The sequence below is a fragment of the Jeotgalibacillus sp. ET6 genome (assembly GCF_029667115.1).
GTDB lineage: Bacteria > Bacillota > Bacilli > Bacillales > Jeotgalibacillaceae > Jeotgalibacillus.
Map to the genome: position 1 here is coordinate 44,589 of NZ_JARUIU010000003.1, position 18,987 is coordinate 63,575.

The 18,987-nt window shown below is 43.1% G+C and carries 19 protein-coding genes and 1 pseudogene; 3 read left to right on the forward strand and 17 right to left on the reverse strand.

The window, feature by feature from the left end; genetic code table 11:
• Positions 1 to 161: 161 nt before the first annotated feature.
• The 5 genes from P6709_RS08945 to P6709_RS08965 form a co-directional block, all read right to left on the reverse strand.
• Positions 162 to 1,178 carry a GTPase gene (locus tag P6709_RS08945; protein ID WP_278240575.1) on the reverse strand — a complete coding sequence of 339 codons (1,017 nt, stop codon included), beginning with the start codon at positions 1,176 to 1,178 and terminating at the stop codon, positions 162 to 164.
• 22 nt (positions 1,179 to 1,200) lie between these two features.
• Entirely contained in the window at positions 1,201 to 1,680 is a 480-nt protein-coding gene (locus P6709_RS08950) for a GyrI-like domain-containing protein (RefSeq protein WP_278240576.1), read from the reverse strand.
• The gene (locus P6709_RS08955; RefSeq protein WP_278240577.1) at positions 1,673 to 2,245 is read right to left on the reverse strand and encodes a GNAT family N-acetyltransferase; all 573 of its coding nucleotides are present in this window, start codon (positions 2,243 to 2,245) and stop codon (positions 1,673 to 1,675) included. Before P6709_RS08955 ends, P6709_RS08950 begins: the two co-directional genes overlap by 8 nt.
• Positions 2,246 to 2,403: 158 nt before the next feature.
• The gene (locus P6709_RS08960) at positions 2,404 to 3,240 is read right to left on the reverse strand and encodes an STAS domain-containing protein (RefSeq protein ID WP_278240578.1); all 837 of its coding nucleotides are present in this window, start codon (positions 3,238 to 3,240) and stop codon (positions 2,404 to 2,406) included.
• 105 nt (positions 3,241 to 3,345) lie between these two features.
• Positions 3,346 to 4,188: an STAS domain-containing protein gene (locus P6709_RS08965; RefSeq protein ID WP_278240579.1), complete on the reverse strand. Its 843-nt coding sequence runs from the start codon at positions 4,186 to 4,188 to the stop codon at positions 3,346 to 3,348.
• 210 nt (positions 4,189 to 4,398) lie between these two features.
• On the opposite strand from P6709_RS08965, the gene P6709_RS08970 reads away from it, so the two are divergent.
• Positions 4,399 to 5,619: an MFS transporter gene (locus P6709_RS08970; RefSeq protein ID WP_278240580.1), complete on the forward strand. Its 1,221-nt coding sequence runs from the start codon at positions 4,399 to 4,401 to the stop codon at positions 5,617 to 5,619.
• A gap of 93 nt (positions 5,620 to 5,712) precedes the next feature.
• The gene (locus tag P6709_RS08975; protein ID WP_278240581.1) at positions 5,713 to 6,108 is read left to right on the forward strand and encodes a sporulation protein; all 396 of its coding nucleotides are present in this window, start codon (positions 5,713 to 5,715) and stop codon (positions 6,106 to 6,108) included.
• 96 nt (positions 6,109 to 6,204) lie between these two features.
• On the opposite strand, the gene fdhD is transcribed toward P6709_RS08975, so the two are convergent.
• The 11 genes and pseudogenes from fdhD to P6709_RS09030 all read right to left on the reverse strand — a co-directional run bounded on the left by fdhD (position 6,205) and on the right by P6709_RS09030 (position 17,164).
• Positions 6,205 to 7,008 (reverse strand): formate dehydrogenase accessory sulfurtransferase FdhD, encoded by an 804-nt coding sequence (gene fdhD, locus P6709_RS08980; RefSeq protein ID WP_336618995.1) that lies wholly within the window; start codon positions 7,006 to 7,008, stop codon positions 6,205 to 6,207.
• Between the two features lie 226 nt (positions 7,009 to 7,234).
• The gene (locus P6709_RS08985) at positions 7,235 to 8,500 is read right to left on the reverse strand and encodes an L-lactate MFS transporter (protein ID WP_278240583.1); all 1,266 of its coding nucleotides are present in this window, start codon (positions 8,498 to 8,500) and stop codon (positions 7,235 to 7,237) included.
• A gap of 286 nt (positions 8,501 to 8,786) precedes the next feature.
• A pseudogene (locus P6709_RS08990) lies at positions 8,787 to 9,329 on the reverse strand (DUF1641 domain-containing protein); the annotation flags it as partial.
• On the reverse strand, positions 9,322 to 12,285 hold the full coding sequence (gene fdhF / locus P6709_RS08995; protein ID WP_278240584.1) for a formate dehydrogenase subunit alpha: 2,964 nt from the start codon (positions 12,283 to 12,285) through the stop codon (positions 9,322 to 9,324). The pseudogene P6709_RS08990 and the gene fdhF, both read right to left, overlap by 8 nt.
• A gap of 128 nt (positions 12,286 to 12,413) precedes the next feature.
• Complete coding sequence (locus P6709_RS09000; protein ID WP_278240585.1) at positions 12,414 to 12,920, reverse strand: MogA/MoaB family molybdenum cofactor biosynthesis protein; 507 nt, start codon at positions 12,918 to 12,920, stop codon at positions 12,414 to 12,416.
• Positions 12,921 to 13,017: 97 nt separating this feature from the next.
• Entirely contained in the window at positions 13,018 to 14,031 is a 1,014-nt protein-coding gene (moaA, locus tag P6709_RS09005) for a GTP 3',8-cyclase MoaA (RefSeq protein ID WP_278240586.1), read from the reverse strand.
• Between the two features lie 60 nt (positions 14,032 to 14,091).
• Entirely contained in the window at positions 14,092 to 14,688 is a 597-nt protein-coding gene (gene mobA / locus P6709_RS09010) for a molybdenum cofactor guanylyltransferase (protein ID WP_278240587.1), read from the reverse strand.
• A 13-nt stretch (positions 14,689 to 14,701) separates the two neighbouring features.
• Positions 14,702 to 14,932, reverse strand: coding sequence for a molybdopterin converting factor subunit 1 (gene moaD / locus P6709_RS09015; protein ID WP_278240588.1), 231 nt, complete (start codon positions 14,930 to 14,932; stop codon positions 14,702 to 14,704).
• A complete protein-coding gene (locus tag P6709_RS09020) occupies positions 14,929 to 15,387 on the reverse strand; it encodes a molybdenum cofactor biosynthesis protein MoaE (protein ID WP_278240589.1) in 459 nt (152 codons plus the stop codon). Before P6709_RS09020 ends, moaD begins: the two co-directional genes overlap by 4 nt.
• Positions 15,345 to 15,911 carry a molybdopterin-guanine dinucleotide biosynthesis protein B gene (gene mobB / locus P6709_RS09025; RefSeq protein ID WP_278240590.1) on the reverse strand — a complete coding sequence of 189 codons (567 nt, stop codon included), beginning with the start codon at positions 15,909 to 15,911 and terminating at the stop codon, positions 15,345 to 15,347. Before mobB ends, P6709_RS09020 begins: the two co-directional genes overlap by 43 nt.
• A complete protein-coding gene (locus P6709_RS09030; protein WP_278240591.1) occupies positions 15,896 to 17,164 on the reverse strand; it encodes a molybdopterin molybdotransferase MoeA in 1,269 nt (422 codons plus the stop codon). Before P6709_RS09030 ends, mobB begins: the two co-directional genes overlap by 16 nt.
• Positions 17,165 to 17,256: 92 nt before the next feature.
• Between P6709_RS09030 and moaC the strand changes: the two genes are divergently transcribed.
• Positions 17,257 to 17,772, forward strand: coding sequence for a cyclic pyranopterin monophosphate synthase MoaC (moaC, locus tag P6709_RS09035; protein WP_278240592.1), 516 nt, complete (start codon positions 17,257 to 17,259; stop codon positions 17,770 to 17,772).
• A 120-nt stretch (positions 17,773 to 17,892) separates the two neighbouring features.
• Here the strand turns inward: moaC and P6709_RS09040 are convergent, their stop codons facing one another.
• On the reverse strand, positions 17,893 to 18,918 hold the full coding sequence (locus P6709_RS09040; RefSeq protein ID WP_278240593.1) for a ThiF family adenylyltransferase: 1,026 nt from the start codon (positions 18,916 to 18,918) through the stop codon (positions 17,893 to 17,895).
• Between the last annotated feature and the right edge of the window lie 69 nt (positions 18,919 to 18,987).

Sequence of the window (18,987 nt, forward strand, 5' to 3'; positions counted from 1 at the left end):
TCTTAAATAGAGGCAGGATCGTAGCAGGCAGCGGCGGATAGGCGGTAAAAAGGAGACCTATCATGGTATCAGCGTGTCCATTTAGGGGTCAGTGAACTCACAAAAAAACCTGAGACATATGGGTCCCAGGCTCGTGCAAAAGCAGTTAAATTTCGGGTATATTACACTTTGCTCTCTTTTTTATTAACGAGCATCTCATAGATGGATTTTAGGGCAGCTGCGTCCAGGTCAATATTATTTTCGTAAGCGTACTTCATTGCATGACCTAGTGAAAATGTCATCGTGCCGGCAACGCTCGCCGCTGCAGCAGACCCTACTCCAGGGAAGGTCTTTACGATTTGTCTGAATACACTTTTCCCTATATTTCCTGCCGCCGTAGCGATCGCCAGTTCCTTGGCGCGTTCTTTAGATAGGGGCTTCTCGTAGAGTGCAGCTAGCTTCACCATCATTCCAACCTGTATGGCCGTAATGGGAATAATATCAGCGCCTGGCAGCGGCGAGGCTCCAATGGCAGCTGCGGAGCCGCTTGCGCCAAGAATCCATTTATTTGCGGTTGAAGATTTTGCTTTTATACTTTTTGCGAATAGAATGTCTTTTTTTTTCTTTTTAAGCAAGTCCAGCATTTTGTTGCGCAGATCATCTATATTTTCTCCTGTTTTAGAAGAGACCGGAATGACAGCATGCTTTTTGTTGGTATGTTTTTTTATATAGCTCACTATTTCAGGAATTTCGTCAGCAGCATCAATTTTATTCAGTACGATTAGGACGTTAGAGTTCATTTTCTCTACTTCTGCCAGGGACTTTCTTTCTCCTTCAGACAGCACAGTTCCGGCTGCATTAAGAAAAAACAAAACAATGTCTGCTTCTTTGTAAAATTTTATCGTTGCCTCTGAATGCTCCCGTACGATGTCATCCAGACCGGGGGTATCCACGAAAAAAATCCGGTCACGATACTGATAGCGTTTGACATTCTTCGTCTCCCCCGGCTTTGCACCAACCTCTGCAACGTCATCTCCAATCAATTTATTAATCGCAGAAGATTTTCCTGCATTAACATCCCCAACCATGGCAATTAACACTTCCTGGTCCAGCTGTTCATTCACCTTTTCCATTTCTTCTTCAAAATATTGATCAAACGAAGCAAACTCTTCTTTATTGTACGTATTTTCTGAAACCATGCCTGCCAGCTCCCTATCAATGCTATTTTATATTTCCCGGGTCTTCAATCGTATTTAAAAGTTCCACTTCCAATTGCCCGCCGTCTTGAACTGCGTGGTATTTTTCTATATGCCAATTTTGGGTCAGGCGCGTTAAGCCTCGTGCTTCGATCCATTGATGAGCGGTTTCGTATGTCTTTCGTATGTTTTGTGAACTCCCTCTATGCAGGATCGAAGCGTAGGTCTGAGGAGGTATTTCTTTTGTGATCATCCCGTCTGGAATCTTCGAAAACGCTGACACTCTCATACCGATCCAGTACCCATCCTCTTCTATTGATTGTTCATTTACCACAAAAGCTCCGATTTGCTGCTGTCCTGCTATTGTATTTTGAATTTCATTTGCTCTCTTCTTTAATTCAGCTGCAGCTTTTGAAATTTTTTCCGGATACTTTTCACCCTCACACAGAACGCGAAATCCGATTAGTTTTATTTCTTTTTCTTTTACTATCCGTAGTTTATCCATTTTCTGACCGTCTTTTTTCCATTAACCAGCAATCTCGATATTCCCCTTCATGCCATTCATGCCTTTCCAACAGCTTCACTTTTTGAAAGCCGCATTTTTCATATACATGCAGCGCGCGCAAGTTGCTGACATGAGGGTCCATTACTACTCGATCAGCACGCTTATGTAAAAAAAGATAGTCAGAGACTGCCTCTATGATCCCGGTGCCGATTCCCTTATTCCAGTAATGCGTTTCTCCAATATACTGATCCATGCCAACAATCAATTCTTCATTAAAATATCCATAAGAACTCTTCGTTCCGCTATCAAGCTCATAAAACTGCAGATAACCTATCCTGCAGTCGTTATATTCAATGATGCATTTTGCTTCATTTCCAAGTTCTCTAAAAAACTTCCGCAAAATTTCCTCTTCATTAAACAAACGGTCCCGTCCTTCATAAAAGTGTAATACATCAGGATTTGACAGCCACTTCGTTAATAAAGGAACATCCATCTTTAAAATAGGTCTTAAGGTGATGGATTGAGCCTTCAGCAGCGGATGGCATTCTTCTGTTTTTTCGTTCACCCATTTTCCTCCTCGCACACTGGAATGTATATAGTAAGTATAACGAGTATTCAGAAAATAGGAAAGAATCGCCTATTTGAACTAGTTAAAGACTGCTTTTAAACTGACTGCTGAATAAAAAAACTCCTGCTTCCCTATTGGGGAAGTCAGGAGGCTGTTTAGAAGCTATGCTTATTTTGCAGTTCCTCAATCGCACTTTTCAGGTTTTTCTTTATGGTCATTCCTTCAAATTTGATGCCAATTTCAACGACTGCTTGCGCAATTTCAGGACGAAGACCTGTGAGAACGGTATTGACACCGATTAATTTTAACGAGTCAATGACCTGTGAAAGTTCATTGGCAACCATTGTATCGACCATCGGCACGCCGGATAAATCAAGAATTAAAGTAGAATTACGCAGTTCAAGACATTTATGAAGTGCAACCTCTTTTAATATTTTTGCCCGTTCATCATCCAGCTCTCCGATCAATGGCAAAATCGCAACATCATTGGATAATCCCACAACTGGAACCGAATATTCAAGTACCGTGCTTTGAGATTTTTTAATACTTTCCTGATAGTTTTTCACATAAGCAAGACTAAAAACCTGACCTGCATGATCAATAATAGGATTCATAATTAAGCTGATATCGATCACCTGCTCAGGTGAAAGTGCAATCTCTTCCAGATTTTCCTTGATGGCAGTCCAAATAACCGTTCGCCATGAGGTCAGTGTAGTCATTGCATCATCCAAATGAACTCCACGGGAAACAGCCGCTTCTCCTGAAAGTCTTGCCCATTCTTCAGCTTCGTCCCAAACGGATTGAGGCGAATTTGTCCGGACTGCCTCACCAAGATGCTTAATAAATTCGGCCCGCCATTGGTTCAACTCAATGATTTCTTCTTCTTTAACACTCGAGCGAACAAAGTCTTTATCTAAATCCTCATTCATTTTCTCAGCTAAATGGTAGCTTTCCTCTACAATAAAAGTTCCGATCTTCTTAATCGCATCCATGGAAATTCCTCCTGCTGCTCGATTTAAAAAAGTATAACATACTTGACTCAGATTTCTTATTGGTTCCTGCTTGTCCTTTTTCCATGCTTTAAGAGCCTTGAACCCTTACAGGCTTGAGATGGTCTCGGAAATGGCATGGGCAAGTGTAGACTTGATCGTCCCCTCTTCAAACCGTATACCCAATTGAACAGAGGTCTGGGCGATTTCAGGACGGATGCCGGAGATCGTGGTTTCGACGCCAATCAGCTTTAGACCGGTCATTAAATGGGAAAGCTGCTGGGCAACCATTGTATCAATAATTAAAACACCGGATAAATCCAGGAATAAATGGGTCACTTGTTTTTCCATACATTGAAATAATGTGCTGTCCATAATAATCCTGGCTCTCTCTGTATCAATATCACCGATTAATGGAAGCAGAGCCGCTCCTTTATGGAGTACAATGACAGGTGAGCTTAATTCATTGATCATGTCTTTTTGAGACCTGATTTGCCGTTCGGATAACAAAAATGTTTCTTCAACGAACAATGTGAGGGCATGGTCAACCGCTCTTGTCATTCGATCACGCCATTCCTCCATTCGTTCTAAAGAAACCTGATCGTTGCTTTTACAGGTATACTCTCTAATATAAGAAAGATACAAATTTCTTACCCTCATAAACTCTCTGATAATTTTATGTATAGGGGTTTTTTGATGCTCTCTATCTTCAGCTATAGACTTCGCCCATTTTTTAATTTCTGTATAAAAGTATTCTTCTTCATTATTAAAAATCCGGTTGACCAGATAGTTAAATTCAAGATTCTGTTTCTTAAGCCCCTTTATAACGGCAGGGTTTTTTGAGGCATATACCGCATCAGGATCTTCTTCTTCTATTGTTTCATACCAGTCTTCTGATATTTTTTCAGAATGTTCTTTTAAATATTCGAATAATGACTTGTCTCTATCCATGTGGTTCTCTCCTTTAAAAGCTGGGTGTACTGCTTATAGAAGTTTTGTTGATAGTTAGATTTTATCACGAAATTCAATAAATGGAGAATTTAAACTTTTTTATTTTCTATTTTCTCTACTGCTCTAACGGACTGAGTGACAGAATTCATAGACAATGAACCTAAATTGAATCATACTAATGGGTAGCTAAACGAATGAGAGGGTAAAGTCATGATACGTAATCGTAATGTCTGGATTCTGCTGACGGGTGAATTTATTGCCGGTGTGGGTCTCTGGCTTGGAATTATCGGTAATTTGGAATTTATGCAGGAAAAGATTCCTTCTGACTTTTTAAAAGCAGTCATTTTAGCAGCAGGGCTTTTGGCAGGTGTTGCGATCGGTCCGCTCGCTGGAAGAATTACCGATCAGATGAAGAAAAAAACGGTAATGCTTGCATCAGGATTGGTGCGGTCCGTTAGTGTTATTTTCATGCTTATTGCTATTGAAACCGGCTCTGTGTGGTGGATGGTTGTATTTCTTGTCTTTATTCAAATGTCCGCCGCTTTTTATTTTCCGGCTCTTCAGGCAGCGATCCCTCTTGTTGTAAAGGAACAGCAGCTTCTTCAGCTGAACGGTATTCATATGAACGTCTCGACACTTTCCCGTGTTCTGGGAACAGCGATTGCAGGAATCTTTCTTACAATCATGTCCCTGTCTATGATATATGTACTGTCCCTTGCTGCTTATGCCTTGCTCTTTGGTGTCACCTGGCTTTTGAAATTTGACGAAAAACACACCAAGCCATTACCGGAAGAAGCAAAAAAATTAAACACTGGTTTTAAAGATGTTTTCCCTATTATTAAAGGATTGCCTATTGTCCTAATGACATTGGTGCTCACTTTAATTCCACTGCTGTTTATCGGCGGCTTCAATTTAATGGTTATTAATATAAGTGAGATTCAGGACAGTGCTTCCATTAAAGGATGGATTTATACAGCAGAAGGAATATCGTTTATGGCCGGTGCCTTTTATATTAAAAAGCTCGGGGATAAATTTTCTCCATACGCCATTTTGTTTACATTTTCATTTATAATAGGGATTTCCCAATTCCTTCTTTATTTTGCGGACATCCCATTTATGACGATCGTTGCGTTTATTGTTTTCGGCTTTTCAGTCGGCTGCTTTTTCCCAACCGCTGCCACAATTTTTCAAACCCGTGTTCCAAAGGAATTTCACGGACGTTTCTTTTCATTCAGAAACATGCTCGACCGCCTGATCTTTCAGGTAGTCTTGCTGCTGACAGGATTTTTGCTTGATATGATCGGTCTCCAGCTGATGGTTGTGGTTTTTGGTGTATTGTCCTTCGTTATGACGTATGTTTTCTACGTAAAGTTCCGACAATTAAAAAGCGGCAGTTCACTCAGCAATACTCCTGGAGGAGACATTGCTTAGAACATATGAAACTTTTTTTCTATCTGGCGCGTATCTAATACCAGAGCTGCTGATTAAAAAATACGTTTTACTATAAAGGATGGGATTGCTTCCATGATTACTACGTTAAAAAAATGGATTTACAGAGATAAAGGAAAAGTTGATTTAATTTTAAATCATAATGCTATGATTCCCGGGGAAAAAATAACAGGGGAATTTCTTTTAAAAGGACCGAAGAGCAAGAAGAAAGTGTCACGCCTTGAGTGTGATTTAATGCTGCTCGATAAGGAGAGCGGTACAGAAAAAATGATTGAAGTGGCTACGACGATTTACATGTCTAAAGTCATTGACGATAAGGATTGGACTAAGATTCCTTTTTCTTATACCCTTCCGCCTACTCTGGCAAAATGTGAAAATCATGCCTCCTATCGTTTCAGAACGCGACTGATTTTTGCGAATAATGTTCAGTCGATTGACCACGATGAAATCAAGCTGTCTGAGACGAATTAAAGGCAGCTTGCCAACCATTTATCGCTTATACAGGAATGTCTAATGAACCGACCAGGGTCATTAGACATTTTTTTGATGAGTCTGCTAATCTGACTGTCAGTCTTCATCAAGGATGATTCGTTCAGGATACGTATATACATTCATAGACTGTCCGCGTATAAATCCCACTGCTGTAATTTGAAGCTCCTCTGCGAGTTCAAGTGCTCTTTGTGTGGGGGCTGACTTGGATAAAACCATTTCACAGCCAATCTTTGCTACTTTCAGTAATATTTCAGAGGAAAGTCTGCCGCTGAAGACAATCACTTTATCCCTGACCGAAATATTATTTTTCATACAATACCCGTAGATTTTATCGAGCGCATTATGTCTGCCGATATCCATTCGGCTCAGGACTATTCCATCTGTGTCACATAAAGCTGCATTGTGAACACCACCCGTTTGTTTAAATACACCCGCACTCTCCTGCATTTCATTCATCAGTTTGCAGCAATCTTCAGGTGTTAACTTCACGTTTCGGTCCACCATTTTTTTTGCAGACATGGCATCACTTGCAAAGACAAACCCCTGTCTGCTTCCGCCGCAGCAGGAGGTAAGGTATCTTTTATTTTGCAGACCTTCATATAAAGGATTGATCCGGTCGCTTTCGATATGCACAAACCCGTTCGTTTCATCCAGACGAAGGCTTTTAATATCATCGAAAGATCGGATGATCCCTTCTGATGCCAGATAACCGACCGTCATATCCTCTATGAATTCCGGTGTGCACACCATAGTCACAAATTCTTCTCCATTTAGCTTAATGGTGACAGCCTGTTCAGTGGCTACATTATCTGCCACCCATTCTGCTATCCCATTCTTAATTTTCAATACCTTCCTGTTTAACGTAACAGGCTCTTTCATATTCATTCTCCTTTACGGTATTCTTAAGAAAGAGCCTGGGACAAAGTGTCTCAGGCTCTATGACCGGTTCGTTTGGCTTCAGACAGACGCGTTCCACAGTGTCGGCAGCTTGCACTTTTGCATGGCAAGAACTGCTGTCATCTGCTGCTGGAGCCGTCGCCTTCTGCTCTCTTCATACGATTGATAACTACTACTTCAATTTTCAAGGTTTTTGTCCCAGCCTCTTTTAGCTTGCTGCAGCTGATTTATTATTGGAATCGCGTATCTTTTTAATATTTAAACGAATTAATAGGGATACGGCAAGGGCCACTACAAACGCACCTGCGAAAATATACATGGTGAGCTGGTAGCTGTTTGTCGCTTCTTCAATCCGCGTTACAACACTTGGTCCCACAAGCCCTGCTGCTGCCCACGCAGTGAGGATGTAGCCGTGAATAGCGCCAAGCTGCTTTGTGCCGAATAAATCGCCAATGTAAGCGGGAATAGAGGCGAATCCGCCGCCGTAACAGGATAAAATAACAAAGATTAATATCTGAAAAATGATCGCATTTGTTACATTTGGCAGGATAAAAAATGCTGCGGTCTGAAGAACGAAAAATGTAGTATAGACATTCGGCCGGCCGATATAATCCGATACAGATGCCCATCCAATCCGTCCAAAGCCATTAAACAGACCCATAATCCCAACCATAAGGGCAGCTGCTCCAGCCGTCATCCCCGCTACGTCCTGTGCCATAGGAGAGGCTACAGCGATAATAGCGATTCCGCAAGTAACATTAATAAACAGCATAAACCAAAGAGCCCAGAACCGCATGGTTTTTACTGCTTCATTTGCAGTAAGCTGCGATAAGTCGCCCGTTTTTTTATCTGTTGTTTTTTCCTCCAGCTCTTCTTTCGTCATCCCTTTAGGAAGGAAATTCTTAGGTGGCGGGGCTAAATACAGAGATGAACTAAACATCAGAACAAAATAGACGGTACCTAAAAGAAAGAAAGTGTTCGAGATTCCTATGCTATTTATCAGCGCTTCAATGATTGGACTTGCAATTAGTGAGGCAAACCCAAAACCCATAATGGCAAGACCTGTCGCTAATCCTCTGCGGTCTGGGAACCATTTTACTAATGTGGAAACCGGCGTTATGTACCCTATGCCAAGCCCCATCCCTCCAAGTGCTCCATAGAAGAAGTATAAGAGATATAGATTGCCAATACTATCCGCGAAACCGGCTCCAATCATACCTATTCCAAACAAGATAGTGGCTACAATTCCAGATTTTTTGGGACCGTGCTTCTCCACAAAATGTCCCATAAATGCAGCAGATAAACCTAAAAATAAGATTGCTATACTAAAAGTAAGTGCTACTTCGCTTGAGGACCATCCATGTTTTTCTGTAAGTGGATTTGAAAATACACTCCAGGAATAAACTGAACCAATAGAAATGTGAATGCCCACAGCTGCTGCTGCAATCAGCCACCGATTTTTTGTCTTCGCCATTGTTGTGCTCCTTTCAGCCTGAGGGCCTCATTGTCATTTGATCAGATATGAATTACATCCCCTTAAGGCATGGTTTTTCTATGCCCTAAGGGATTCTGCTGCCTTATTTTTTTACTAGGTCTTTCTTTTTAATAGCAAGTGTCAGAGGGATGGAGAGCAGCGATACTCCTGCTGCTGCGATCAGCCAGCCCTTCCTGCCAGTACGTTCTGCTTCCTTGCCCTTGCTGTCATGACTCTTATCTGATGGGATGCTGGTCGGTTCGTTTCCAACCTTTCTTTGAACTCCGTCCGATTCATCCTGATTATTTTGTTCACGCTGCTGATCCTCAGGCGTTTTGGTTGTGCGCTCCAGGTCATCCTGCTTTTCACCAATTCCTTTTAAAAAGGTAATGCCCACGGCCATCGCTCTTTTTACGTCCGGATCAGTTAATGACCGGAGAAGGGTGAAGTAACCGCCCTTCTCATCTTCCTCAGATAGTTCTGAAATGCGTGCGATACCGGTATTTACTTTTAAAATTAATGGCTCTAGCTGCTGAACATTCAATGTTCCCAATGTTCCAAGCATCAGCAGAAGGTTTTTGAGCGTGTTGGTTGTTTCAGGAGAATCCGCTGTTTTAACCAGAATATCCATTACCTTGTCTCCCTGGGAGAGGAGCGCGGTTCCCATTTCTAAAATCCCCCGGTCCTGGAGGTGATTCAGGATTTTAAATGTTTCCTGAATCGCCTCTTTATTGGCCAGAAGCATGCTTTCAATTGATTCCAGTTCACTTTTCCGGAGCTCTTCTTCACTTATCTGAAGACGGTGAATGACCTTCGTTGCTTTAGCCACGGTAACTCGACTCCTTCTTAATCTTCACCAGATCACCAGGGAAGATGTAATCCTTACGCTTCCATTTTTCTTCCACTTGAACACCAATTTGAGGCTGGGGATTGCCGTTTCGGTGGTTAATTCTCGGCAATGGGCTTTCCCCTTTTGGTCTGAGAATCTCAAGCTTTGCACTGATTTCCTTATAAGCCGGAGTATCCGTGTCTTTATCTGCATGACTGCTTGTTAAGAAGTTGATCGCCGCTTCTCCTGAATCATTCATTGGCAGGTAAACTTCTTTTCCTTTCACGCGGTCCGTAATCAGACACTCTACCTTTACATGACCGTACGGGGAAGTGAGGCGGACGAGTGTGCCATCCTCAAGCCCTCTTTCTTTTGCAAGCTCAGGTGATACCTCCAAAAATGCTTTTGGTGTTTTAGAGGTGATGCCTTTTGATTTATACGTCATATTGCCTTCATGGAAATGCTCCAGTAAACGGCCATTGTTTACGTGAATATCGTATTCCTGATCGAAATCAAGCGGCTTGGTCCATTCAACAGGGAATAATCGTGCTTTGCCATCCGGAAATGGGAAGTCCTCTGTGAATAAAAGCGGCGAATCTGTGCCATCAGCAGCCACAGGCCATTGAAGACTCTTATAGCCTTCAAGACGCTCATAGGTTACTCCAGCATATAGCGGAGAAAGAGAAGCTGCCTCTGCCATAATTTCGCTCGGATGATTAAAGGTCCAATCTCCTCCCAGACGGTTTGCAATTTCCTGAATAATTTTCCAGTCCGGTTTTGAGTCTCCTAATGGATTCATCACCTGATACAAACGCTGGATTCTTCTTTCGGTATTAGTAAACGTGCCTTCTTTTTCAAAGCTTGGACTGGCCGGCAGCACGACATCTGCAAATTCGGCTGTTTTGGAAAGGAAAATATCCTGGACAACAAAGAAATCAAGTTTTTCAAAGGCCTCGTGAACATAGTTTAAGTTTGAATCCACCATGCCCATGTCCTCGCCTTTTAAATACATCATTTTTAAATCACCGGAGTGGACTGCGGCAATCATCTCGTGGTTATTTAAACCTGGTTCGGATGGTAAAGGTCCTCCCCATTTTTCTTCATATTTTGCACGAACAGCATCATCTGTAACTTTTTCATAGCCCGGAAAACGATCAGGCATGCTGCCAAAGTCGCTGGCACCTTGAACGTTATTATGGCCGCGAAGTGGATAGCTTCCAGCGCCGGGCTTCCCGTAATTGCCTGTAATCAGCAGAAGGTTGGATATCGCTGTACTGGTATCGCTTCCTCCAAGATGCTGCGTAACGCCCATGGCCCATAAAACAGAAACCGTTTTTACCTCCACGATTTGTTCAGCCATAAAGATCAGGGTTTCTTTATCGATCCCTGTAGCCTCTGCCGCATACTCCATTGTGTATTTTTCTAAGCTGGCAACATACTCCTGAAGACCGTTAACCCGGTTTTCAAGGAAGGTTTTATCAGCCCAGCCCTGATCCACGATGTATTTGGTCACGGCAGAAAGCCATACAATATCCGTACCTGACTTCGGCTGGATAAAGAGATCTGCGCGGTCTGCCATTTCATGCTTTCTGAGATCTGCGACAAACAGTTTCTGTCCTTTTAATTTGTGTGAGCGCTTAACTCGTGTAGCAAGAACGGGGTGGGATTCAGCAGTATTCGACCCTACAATGAGAACGAGTTCTGCTTTTTCAATATCCGTGATGGATCCAGAATCTCCACCGTGGCCGACTGTTCTGAAAAGCCCCATGGTTGCAGGAGTTTGACAATAACGGGAGCAATTGTCCACATTATTGGTTCCAATAACGGAACGGGCAAGCTTTTGCATAACATATGATTCTTCATTCGTACACTTGGAAGAAGAGATGAAGGCCATCGAGTCAGGTCCATGCTCCTGTTTTGCCTGAGAGAACTTAGACGTAATAAGCTGGAGAGCTTCCTCCCATTCAGCTTCACGGAAAGCATCTCCTTCACGGATCAGCGGCTTCGTGATGCGTTCTTCACTGTTGACAAAATCCCAGCCAAATTTCCCTTTAACACAAGTCGAGATGCCATTGGCAGGTGCTTCAGCCTGAGGCTCCACTTTTAAAATCTGGCGGTCCTTTGTCCAGACATCAAAGCTGCAGCCTACACCGCAATACGTACAAACCGTTTTTGTCTTTTTAATTCTCTCATCACGCATGGCAGATTCCATATCAGAAATCGCCAGAATGGAGCCGTAGCCTGTTTCTACATTTTTGGTTATTTCGATCATTGGACGAAGAGTCTTTTTAGCGATTCCTGTGAGGAAACCAGCTTCCCCTTCCATTCCCTTTTCCATCATGGCATTACATGGACAAACAGTAGAGCAATGTCCGCAGGAAACACAGGAGGATTCATTTATTTTGGAGTCCTTGTCCCAAATAACGCGGGGCTTTTTTAAATTCCAGTCGATTGTCAGCGTTTCTGTTACCTGAACATCCTGACAGGCTTCCACACAGCGGCCGCACAGGATGCATTGATCTGGATCATAGCGGTAAAACGGGTTGGAATCATCTACTTCAAATGGTTTTTCTTCAAACGGCATGCTTTGGTGATTAATTTTCATATCTTTGACTGTATTATGTATTTCGCAGCTTCCGTTGTTATAGTCACAAACCGTGCAGTATAGTTCATGATTTTTTAAAATGCGGTCCATGCCGATCACTTGAGCTTCTTTTACATCCTTATGTTCGGTGTCTACTACATCTCCCTCATTTAATGACGTAGAACAGGAGCGGACAAATTCCCCGTTGACCTGCACAATACAGGTATCGCATGTTTCAATAGGGCCCAGACTTGGATGATAGCAAACCTGCGGCACTTCAATGGATTGCTCTGTCAGCGCCTGAAGAACGGTTTGGTCTTGACCGACATGAACATCTTTCCCATTAATACTGACTCTCTTCTGATCCGGCACGATCATCTCTCCTCGCAATTTAGTTGAAAAAACAGTCTTTTTACTTTGCTACCCTAAAGCAATAAGTTAAAACGTAACTGGGTCCGATTCTGTCGTAATTTTCCGATTCCTTTAGGAGTTGACCACTCTCACTGCTTATTAATTTCCATCACAATATGACCGATTTCAAGTAAAATCAATTTGTTCATTGCAAGCTTTACTGCACCCGTTGAGCCCGGCATCGCAAAGATTACTGTTTCCTTTACAGTTCCGGCGACAGCTCTCGATAAGATGGCAGCTGAACCGATATCTTCTGCATAGCTTAAGTAGCGAAAAATTTCTCCAAACCCGATTAATTCTTTTTCTAAAAGAGGGGTAACAGATTCAATCGTTACATCTCTTTTAGAAAATCCTGTTCCCCCATTTAAGAGAATTGCATCAATTTCAGGGTCCTGTATACCGCTTTGAACAGCTCTTTGAATCAGAAGTTTTTCATCCGCAGCGATTTCATAGCTTTTAACTTCATGTTCATTTTCTTTCAACAGTTCAATTATTTTTTTCCCGCTTTTATCTGTTTCTACTGTCCGGGTATCACTGACGGTTATAACCTTGCAGGTGACACGTCCTGCAGACTTTTTTCTGTGATCTGACAACATATTTTCATTCCCCCTACTTTGTTTTTTTAGTTTGAATTTCGCTCTGCATTTCAACGGTAAAAAAGACAGACGGAACATATTCCGTACTGCCTTTGGGCTATCCACCTATATACGACATCTCAATTTTCTTTCTGTTTTTCGCGGTCTCCTCCGTCCGTTCATCAGAATAACGGTCTTTTCGCTTGTTCCACAGAAGAGCAATTTTCTCTGTCACCTCTTCATACGAGGAAGCCGTTCTCATAAATGCTTTTAAATCAAAGCCTTGGGATGCAAATAAGCATGTATAAAATCTTCCGTCAGCTGATATTCTTGCACGCGTGCAAGTGGAACAAAAAGAATCTGAAACGGAAGAAATCACTCCTACTTCAGAAGTAGTGCCGACATAGCGGTAGCGGCTTGCTACTTCACCATAATAGGCTTCATCAAGAGGAGTTACCTCGAATTGTTCATTTAAACGCTCAATAATCTCTTTTTTCGTTACAACAGATGATAATTTCCAGCCATTTGTGCTGCCTACATCCATAAACTCAATAAATCTGAGCGTAATGTTCCGGCCTTTAAAATATCGTGCCATGGGAATGATCTGGTCGTCATTCACACCTTTTTGCACGACCATATTAATCTTTACCTCAAGACCGGCATTAAGTGCGGCAGCTATTCCTTTTAAAACCGGTTTTGTGCTGACATTTCTTCCATTCATTTTTTTAAATACGTCTTCTTCAATAGCATCCATGCTCACATTGACGCGCTGGAGTCCTGCTGCTTTTAACTTTTCTGCATACTTAGGAAGCATCATGGCATTGGTGGTCAAGGCTATATCCTGAATCCCATCAATGGTATACAGTTTTTCAATCAGCTCATGCAGATCTTTTCTGAGCAGCGGCTCACCGCCTGTTAAGCGGACTTTTTCCACGCCAAGCTCTGCCATTGAACGGACAAGCTGGCAGATTTCATCAAAAGATAAATACGCTTCTTTAGGAAGAAAGGCAAAATCCGGTCCGAAAATTTCAGCCGGCATACAGTAGGAGCAACGGAAATTGCATTGATCCGTAACCGATATTCTGATATCTCTAAGAGGTCTTGAATAAACGTCCCGTACTGGATCGGTCATGTTCAATCTCCTTTCTTTAGCGCCTGTGACATATTTCAAACGCAATAAAATGCAAGAATACTATTCATTCTTTTTCAGATGTTCAAATGCCCGTTGATCATTTATGTTTTCAAAAGCCTGTTTTTTCATACCTGACTCTTCTTCTGACAGATTCTTTGCATGAAAGCGCTCAATCCATTCCATCATGCGGTAGTTTCCCGAGGCTAATTGGTTTTTTAAATGAAGCAGAGTATCCCTGTGATAAAGCGCACACAAGGGCTGCAGCCTGTTTTCCGAACAAGGAATGACACCTTGAATACCGTTCGAAAGATGCCTGCATAGTTTGCCGGCAGCCTCCGCATCAAAAAATGGCATGTCACAGGCAAGAACGAAATACCACTGTGCGTCCCTCTGCTGCATTGCTGCATAAATCCCCGCTAAAGGACCTTTTCCTATAAAAGGCTCCTGATCCTGTATAACAGCATATGCCGTTTCATTTTCAAAACGGTCTTTTAAATCAGGATGACTGACAATCAAAATTTCTTCTGTGTAAGGAGAAAGCGCGTCTGCTGCATGCTGATAAAATGGTTTGCCGTTCATTTCAGCAAACGCTTTCGGTTCACCGAAACGTGTAGAACCCCCGCCCGATAAGATAACTCCGATACATTTTCCTGCCACTTTTTTCTCTCCTTTACCCGCCGCTGACCGGAGGAATCAAGGCCACACGATCCTTTTCTGATACCCGGTCTTCAGGTGCAGCATATTCTTCATTTATGGCGACCATTAATGACTCAGTCTCAATAGCATAGCGTGCAGAAAGTTCTGCCAGTAGTTCTGCCACAGAAAGTGAGGTTTGATCAAGGGTAATCGTATCCTGTCCGGTCTGTTCTCTTAGATGTGCAAAACATTGAATGTGTATCATGAGGGCTTCACCTCCCCGGGTTCCCCATTTGAATAAGGAGTTTTTTCAAGCTGATCCCCTATCCATTCTTCTCCGTCTTCCCAATATTCTTTTTTCCATATCGGCACGATCTGTTTGATCCGCTCAATAGCATATTCATTTGCCAAGTAGGCATCCTTTCGATGAGGAGTTGAGACTGCAATGACAACTGCTATATCTGAAATAGCCAGCTTTCCAGTCCGGTGCGTAATCGCAGTGACGGCGTCCGGCCAATTTTCTTTTATTTCATCGCCTATTTTCTTTAACTGTTTTTCTGCCATTTCCGGGTACGCTTCGTATTGAAGAGACAGCGTTTTTTTTCCCTTCGTAAACTCCCGGACGGTACCGATAAAGTTCACAACGGCTCCTGCCTCAGGACGAATGACTTTCTTTGTTACTTCTTCCACCTCGATCGGCTGAGAAGTGATCCTGTACATGAATTTCCCCCCCTTAAAAAATCGACAAACCACCCACAGTATTTTTCATGTTCGTCTCGTAAAAAAACAGGGATGGATGGGTCCTCTACTTCCACTGTATTCTCGCGAAGGATCAGTACGATATTTGTTAGATCCGTTAATAGCGAAGCGTCTTCCTGTTTGCCAAGCATTACAATTTTCGGATAGTGGGCTTTTTTATAGCCTTCAATAAGGATGCCATCTGAACGAAGGGCTTTGTATATAGCCGTCAGCTCTGCAAGAGTCCATTGCCCTTTTTGGTTTCTAAACTGTAATAATCCATCTCCTTCAACCGCACTGATGGCTGCACCAGCCTGCATATGCTTATGGCTGTCTTTTGACGAAAGAGTTCCATCAGGCTCACCGCCATGGCCATGGTGCTTAATGGTTCCAAGATTGAATCCCGCTTCTGCAGCGCTTTTAATCAGCCGCTGGGCTGCAGTGGTTTTTCCGCTGTTTTGATAGCCAACGATTTGAACAATCGGAAAATCTACTCCCATGGCCATTCACTGCCTTCAGTTGATTCAAGCAGCAGCACATCCACGTGATCTCCCTCTTCATAGCCCCTTGTTCCTCCAGGCAGCACGATAAAACAATCTGTACCGGCAAGAGATGTGACTGCACTTGACTTGTCAAATCCATTCGGACCGGCCCATACTCCTCTTTCATCATAAGAAAGCCGGCTGCGGACAAATCGTGTAAAAGGATTTGGTTTAGGAAAATCCTTTGATAACCGGGCTTTCACTTTTAACAAATGAGGCTTTGCCTTGAATAAACGAAGATTAATAACCGGCCTGACATACAGCTCGAAACCGACAAAGCAAGCGGAGGGGTTTCCTGATAAGCCAAAAAGCAATTTCCCTTTAAGATGAGCAACCGTTGTGACACTGCCGGGCCTCATGGCGATCTTGTTGAATAAAACGTCTGCGCCAAGCCTGTCGTAAATAGCGGGAAGAAAATCAAAATCCCCGACAGAAACGCCGCCGGTAGTAATCAGCATATCTACCTCGGCTATTGCCTCCTGAATGGATGAAAAGCAGCTTTCAAGATCATCGTCCAGCTTTCCAAACATTTTGACTTCTCCACCGGCAGCCCTAATCTGTGCAGCTGTCATATAGGCATTGCTATTGCGGATTTTGCCTGGCTGCAATTGTTCACTTACATCAAGCAGCTCAGAGCCGGTAGCAAAAACTCCGATTAAAGGCTTTTTGGCTGTCTCCACAAACTCATAGCCAAAGGTTGCCAGAACGGCCACTACACCAGGTGTGATTTTCGTTCCTTTCTGAACGAGCACCTCACCCTCTTTTGTGTCTTCACCTGTAAACGAGATATTATCCCCTTTTTGAAAGGCCCTTTTGATTGACATCCTCTCCTGCCCGTCCTTCGAGGATTGGGCTGTTAATTCGAGCATGACCACCGCATCACATTCGTCCGGAATTTTCGCACCAGTCATAATCCTTGCAGCTTCAAACGCATTTACTTTTTTTGAAGCGACAAAGCCGGCACCGATTGTCTCTGTAATCGTAAACGTGACAGGGTGCTCTCTTGTTGCACGAGTTGAATCTTCTGCCCGGATGGCAAACCCGTCGTATGGGGACCGGTCAAAAGGCGGAACGGGATGCAAAGCTTTGATATCCTCAGCAAGGGTTCTGCCGTATGATTCTTCAATATGTACTTTTTCTGTTTTGCCTGAACCTGCAAGTGCGATTACACGGCTAACCGCATCTCCCACCGGAATAGGCTTTCTTTTTTCAACCATTGCGCGGCTCTCCCTTCTTCACTGTTTAAACCTGCGATTAACTGAACTGACATGATACAATAACGAATATTACGAGTAAATGAGGTGCTCCAATGGCAGACTTTACACATTTTAATGAGCAGGGCAGAGCGAAAATGGTGGATATCTCCGAAAAAACGCATACAGTCCGCTCAGCAGCCGCTCAAACCAGTGTACTGGTTAATCAGGAAATCTATCAAAATATTACGAATCAAACCATGAAAAAAGGGGACGTTTTAAGTGTCTCCCAGGTAGCCGGCATTATGGCTGCAAAGCAGACCGCATCTCTTATACCAATGTGCCACCCTATTTCTCTCAGTGCTGTTGATATTTCCTTCAGCTGGGAGCAGAAAAAAGAAAGCTTCGAGCTTTTTATACTTGCAACGGTCAAAACGACCGGAGGTACTGGTGTGGAAATGGAGGCTTTAACGGCTGCATCCGTTTGTGCCTTAACCGTTTATGATATGTGCAAGGCGCTCGATAAAGGAATGGTAATCGGCCCTGCTTTTTTAAAGGAAAAAACAGGAGGAAAAAATGGAGATTATCACAGGCAGACCCTTCCTGCTATGCATATGGAGCAGCGCCCCTGACCAAAAGCAGTGATAGTCCAAGATTATTCCTATTCAGCTGTTCCCCTCTTACATAAAGGCGAAACGTTCTGCAAATGATTTCCCTTCTGGTCCATGTAAACAGACCAGAGGGATTTTTTCTCAGCTGAAGATTCTATGGTACATCTTTTTGGCTTCTGCGACGTCGTTTGTCCCATGAATGAGCACCCGTCCATCTTCAAAGACCACCATTCGTTTTTCATTCATCTCGACACTCAGTAAAAAATGATTGTACTGAACAGGCAGTCCTTGCGTAGTAAAAATTGCATTTAAATCTGGCAGATGAAGATTTTTCTTCACAGCCGGGCGGATTTGCACAGTGTCTCTGCCGCATAGTACCGCTGTTTTCATTGTATGTTCAGCAGATAAATACGGATAAGTCGGCTCAGTTCCACAGGTTGGACAGCTGCTGCTTTTAAGCTTTCGGACTTGAATGGCTGTATGTGTATTTTGCCATAAATCAAATGTAATTAACTTTCCGCTAAGCGACTCTTTATCCTCCACCAATATTTTCAGTGCATCCGCTGTTTGATAGGACACAACCATTCCTACCGCCGGACTGATAATTCCAGCTGTATCACAGGTCTGTCCGCCAGCAGTCGGCATTTTATTCCATAAGCATTGAAAACACGGGGTCTCGCCCGGGATAATGGTAAACGTCATTCCACTGCTCCCTACACAGGCTCCATAAATCCACGGAATCCCCAGTTTATGTGAAACATCGTTTAGCATCAGCCGTGTCTCATAATTATCAGTCGCATCCAGGATTAAATCTGTTTCACCTGCTAATTCCAGCAGATCAGTCCAGGCGGCATCGAGTACATGCGCCTCTATCTTCACGGCATGATTGATTTGTTCAAGTCTGTATTTTGCTGCTATAGCTTTAGGCAGCTTTTTTTGTGCATCGAGCTCGCTGTATAATTGCTGCCGCTGCAGATTGCTGGTTTCGACGTAATCGCGGTCCACAATAGTGAGCTTGCCCACTCCCGCGCGTACTAGAGACTCTGCGTTTCCCGTACCAAGAGCTCCTGCTCCGACAAGCAGTACATGCTTCTTTTTAATTAATTGCTGTCCTTCTTCACCAATAGGACGAAAGAGTTCCTGTCTTGAATATCGATCGTCTGTCATTGATCTCCCCCCTTATCCTATTCGACTTTTTATGTAGAGAATGGCATTTAGTTGAAAAGTGTCCTTTAA

Excerpts from the sequence above, each read along its gene's own strand:
- P6709_RS08970 (WP_278240580.1), top strand. The coding sequence starts at position 4,399 with ATGATACGTAATCGTAATGTCTGGATTCTGCTGACGGGTGAATTTATT.
- P6709_RS09020 (WP_278240589.1), bottom strand. The coding sequence starts at position 15,387 with ATGTACAGGATCACTTCTCAGCCGATCGAGGTGGAAGAAGTAACAAAG.
- moaC (WP_278240592.1), top strand. The coding sequence starts at position 17,257 with ATGGCAGACTTTACACATTTTAATGAGCAGGGCAGAGCGAAAATGGTG.
- mobB (WP_278240590.1), bottom strand. The coding sequence starts at position 15,911 with ATGGCCATGGGAGTAGATTTTCCGATTGTTCAAATCGTTGGCTATCAA.
- P6709_RS08965 (WP_278240579.1), bottom strand. The coding sequence starts at position 4,188 with ATGGATAGAGACAAGTCATTATTCGAATATTTAAAAGAACATTCTGAA.
- moaD (WP_278240588.1), bottom strand. The coding sequence starts at position 14,932 with ATGATACACATTCAATGTTTTGCACATCTAAGAGAACAGACCGGACAG.
- moaA (WP_278240586.1), bottom strand. The coding sequence starts at position 14,031 with ATGACCGATCCAGTACGGGACGTTTATTCAAGACCTCTTAGAGATATC.
- P6709_RS08985 (WP_278240583.1), bottom strand. The coding sequence starts at position 8,500 with ATGGCGAAGACAAAAAATCGGTGGCTGATTGCAGCAGCAGCTGTGGGC.
- P6709_RS08950 (WP_278240576.1), bottom strand. The coding sequence starts at position 1,680 with ATGGATAAACTACGGATAGTAAAAGAAAAAGAAATAAAACTAATCGGA.
- P6709_RS09030 (WP_278240591.1), bottom strand. The coding sequence starts at position 17,164 with ATGGTTGAAAAAAGAAAGCCTATTCCGGTGGGAGATGCGGTTAGCCGT.
- P6709_RS08945 (WP_278240575.1), bottom strand. The coding sequence starts at position 1,178 with ATGGTTTCAGAAAATACGTACAATAAAGAAGAGTTTGCTTCGTTTGAT.
- P6709_RS08960 (WP_278240578.1), bottom strand. The coding sequence starts at position 3,240 with ATGGATGCGATTAAGAAGATCGGAACTTTTATTGTAGAGGAAAGCTAC.
- fdhD (WP_336618995.1), bottom strand. The coding sequence starts at position 7,008 with ATGAAAGAGCCTGTTACGTTAAACAGGAAGGTATTGAAAATTAAGAAT.
- P6709_RS09000 (WP_278240585.1), bottom strand. The coding sequence starts at position 12,920 with ATGTTGTCAGATCACAGAAAAAAGTCTGCAGGACGTGTCACCTGCAAG.
- P6709_RS08975 (WP_278240581.1), top strand. The coding sequence starts at position 5,713 with ATGATTACTACGTTAAAAAAATGGATTTACAGAGATAAAGGAAAAGTT.
- P6709_RS09040 (WP_278240593.1), bottom strand. The coding sequence starts at position 18,918 with ATGACAGACGATCGATATTCAAGACAGGAACTCTTTCGTCCTATTGGT.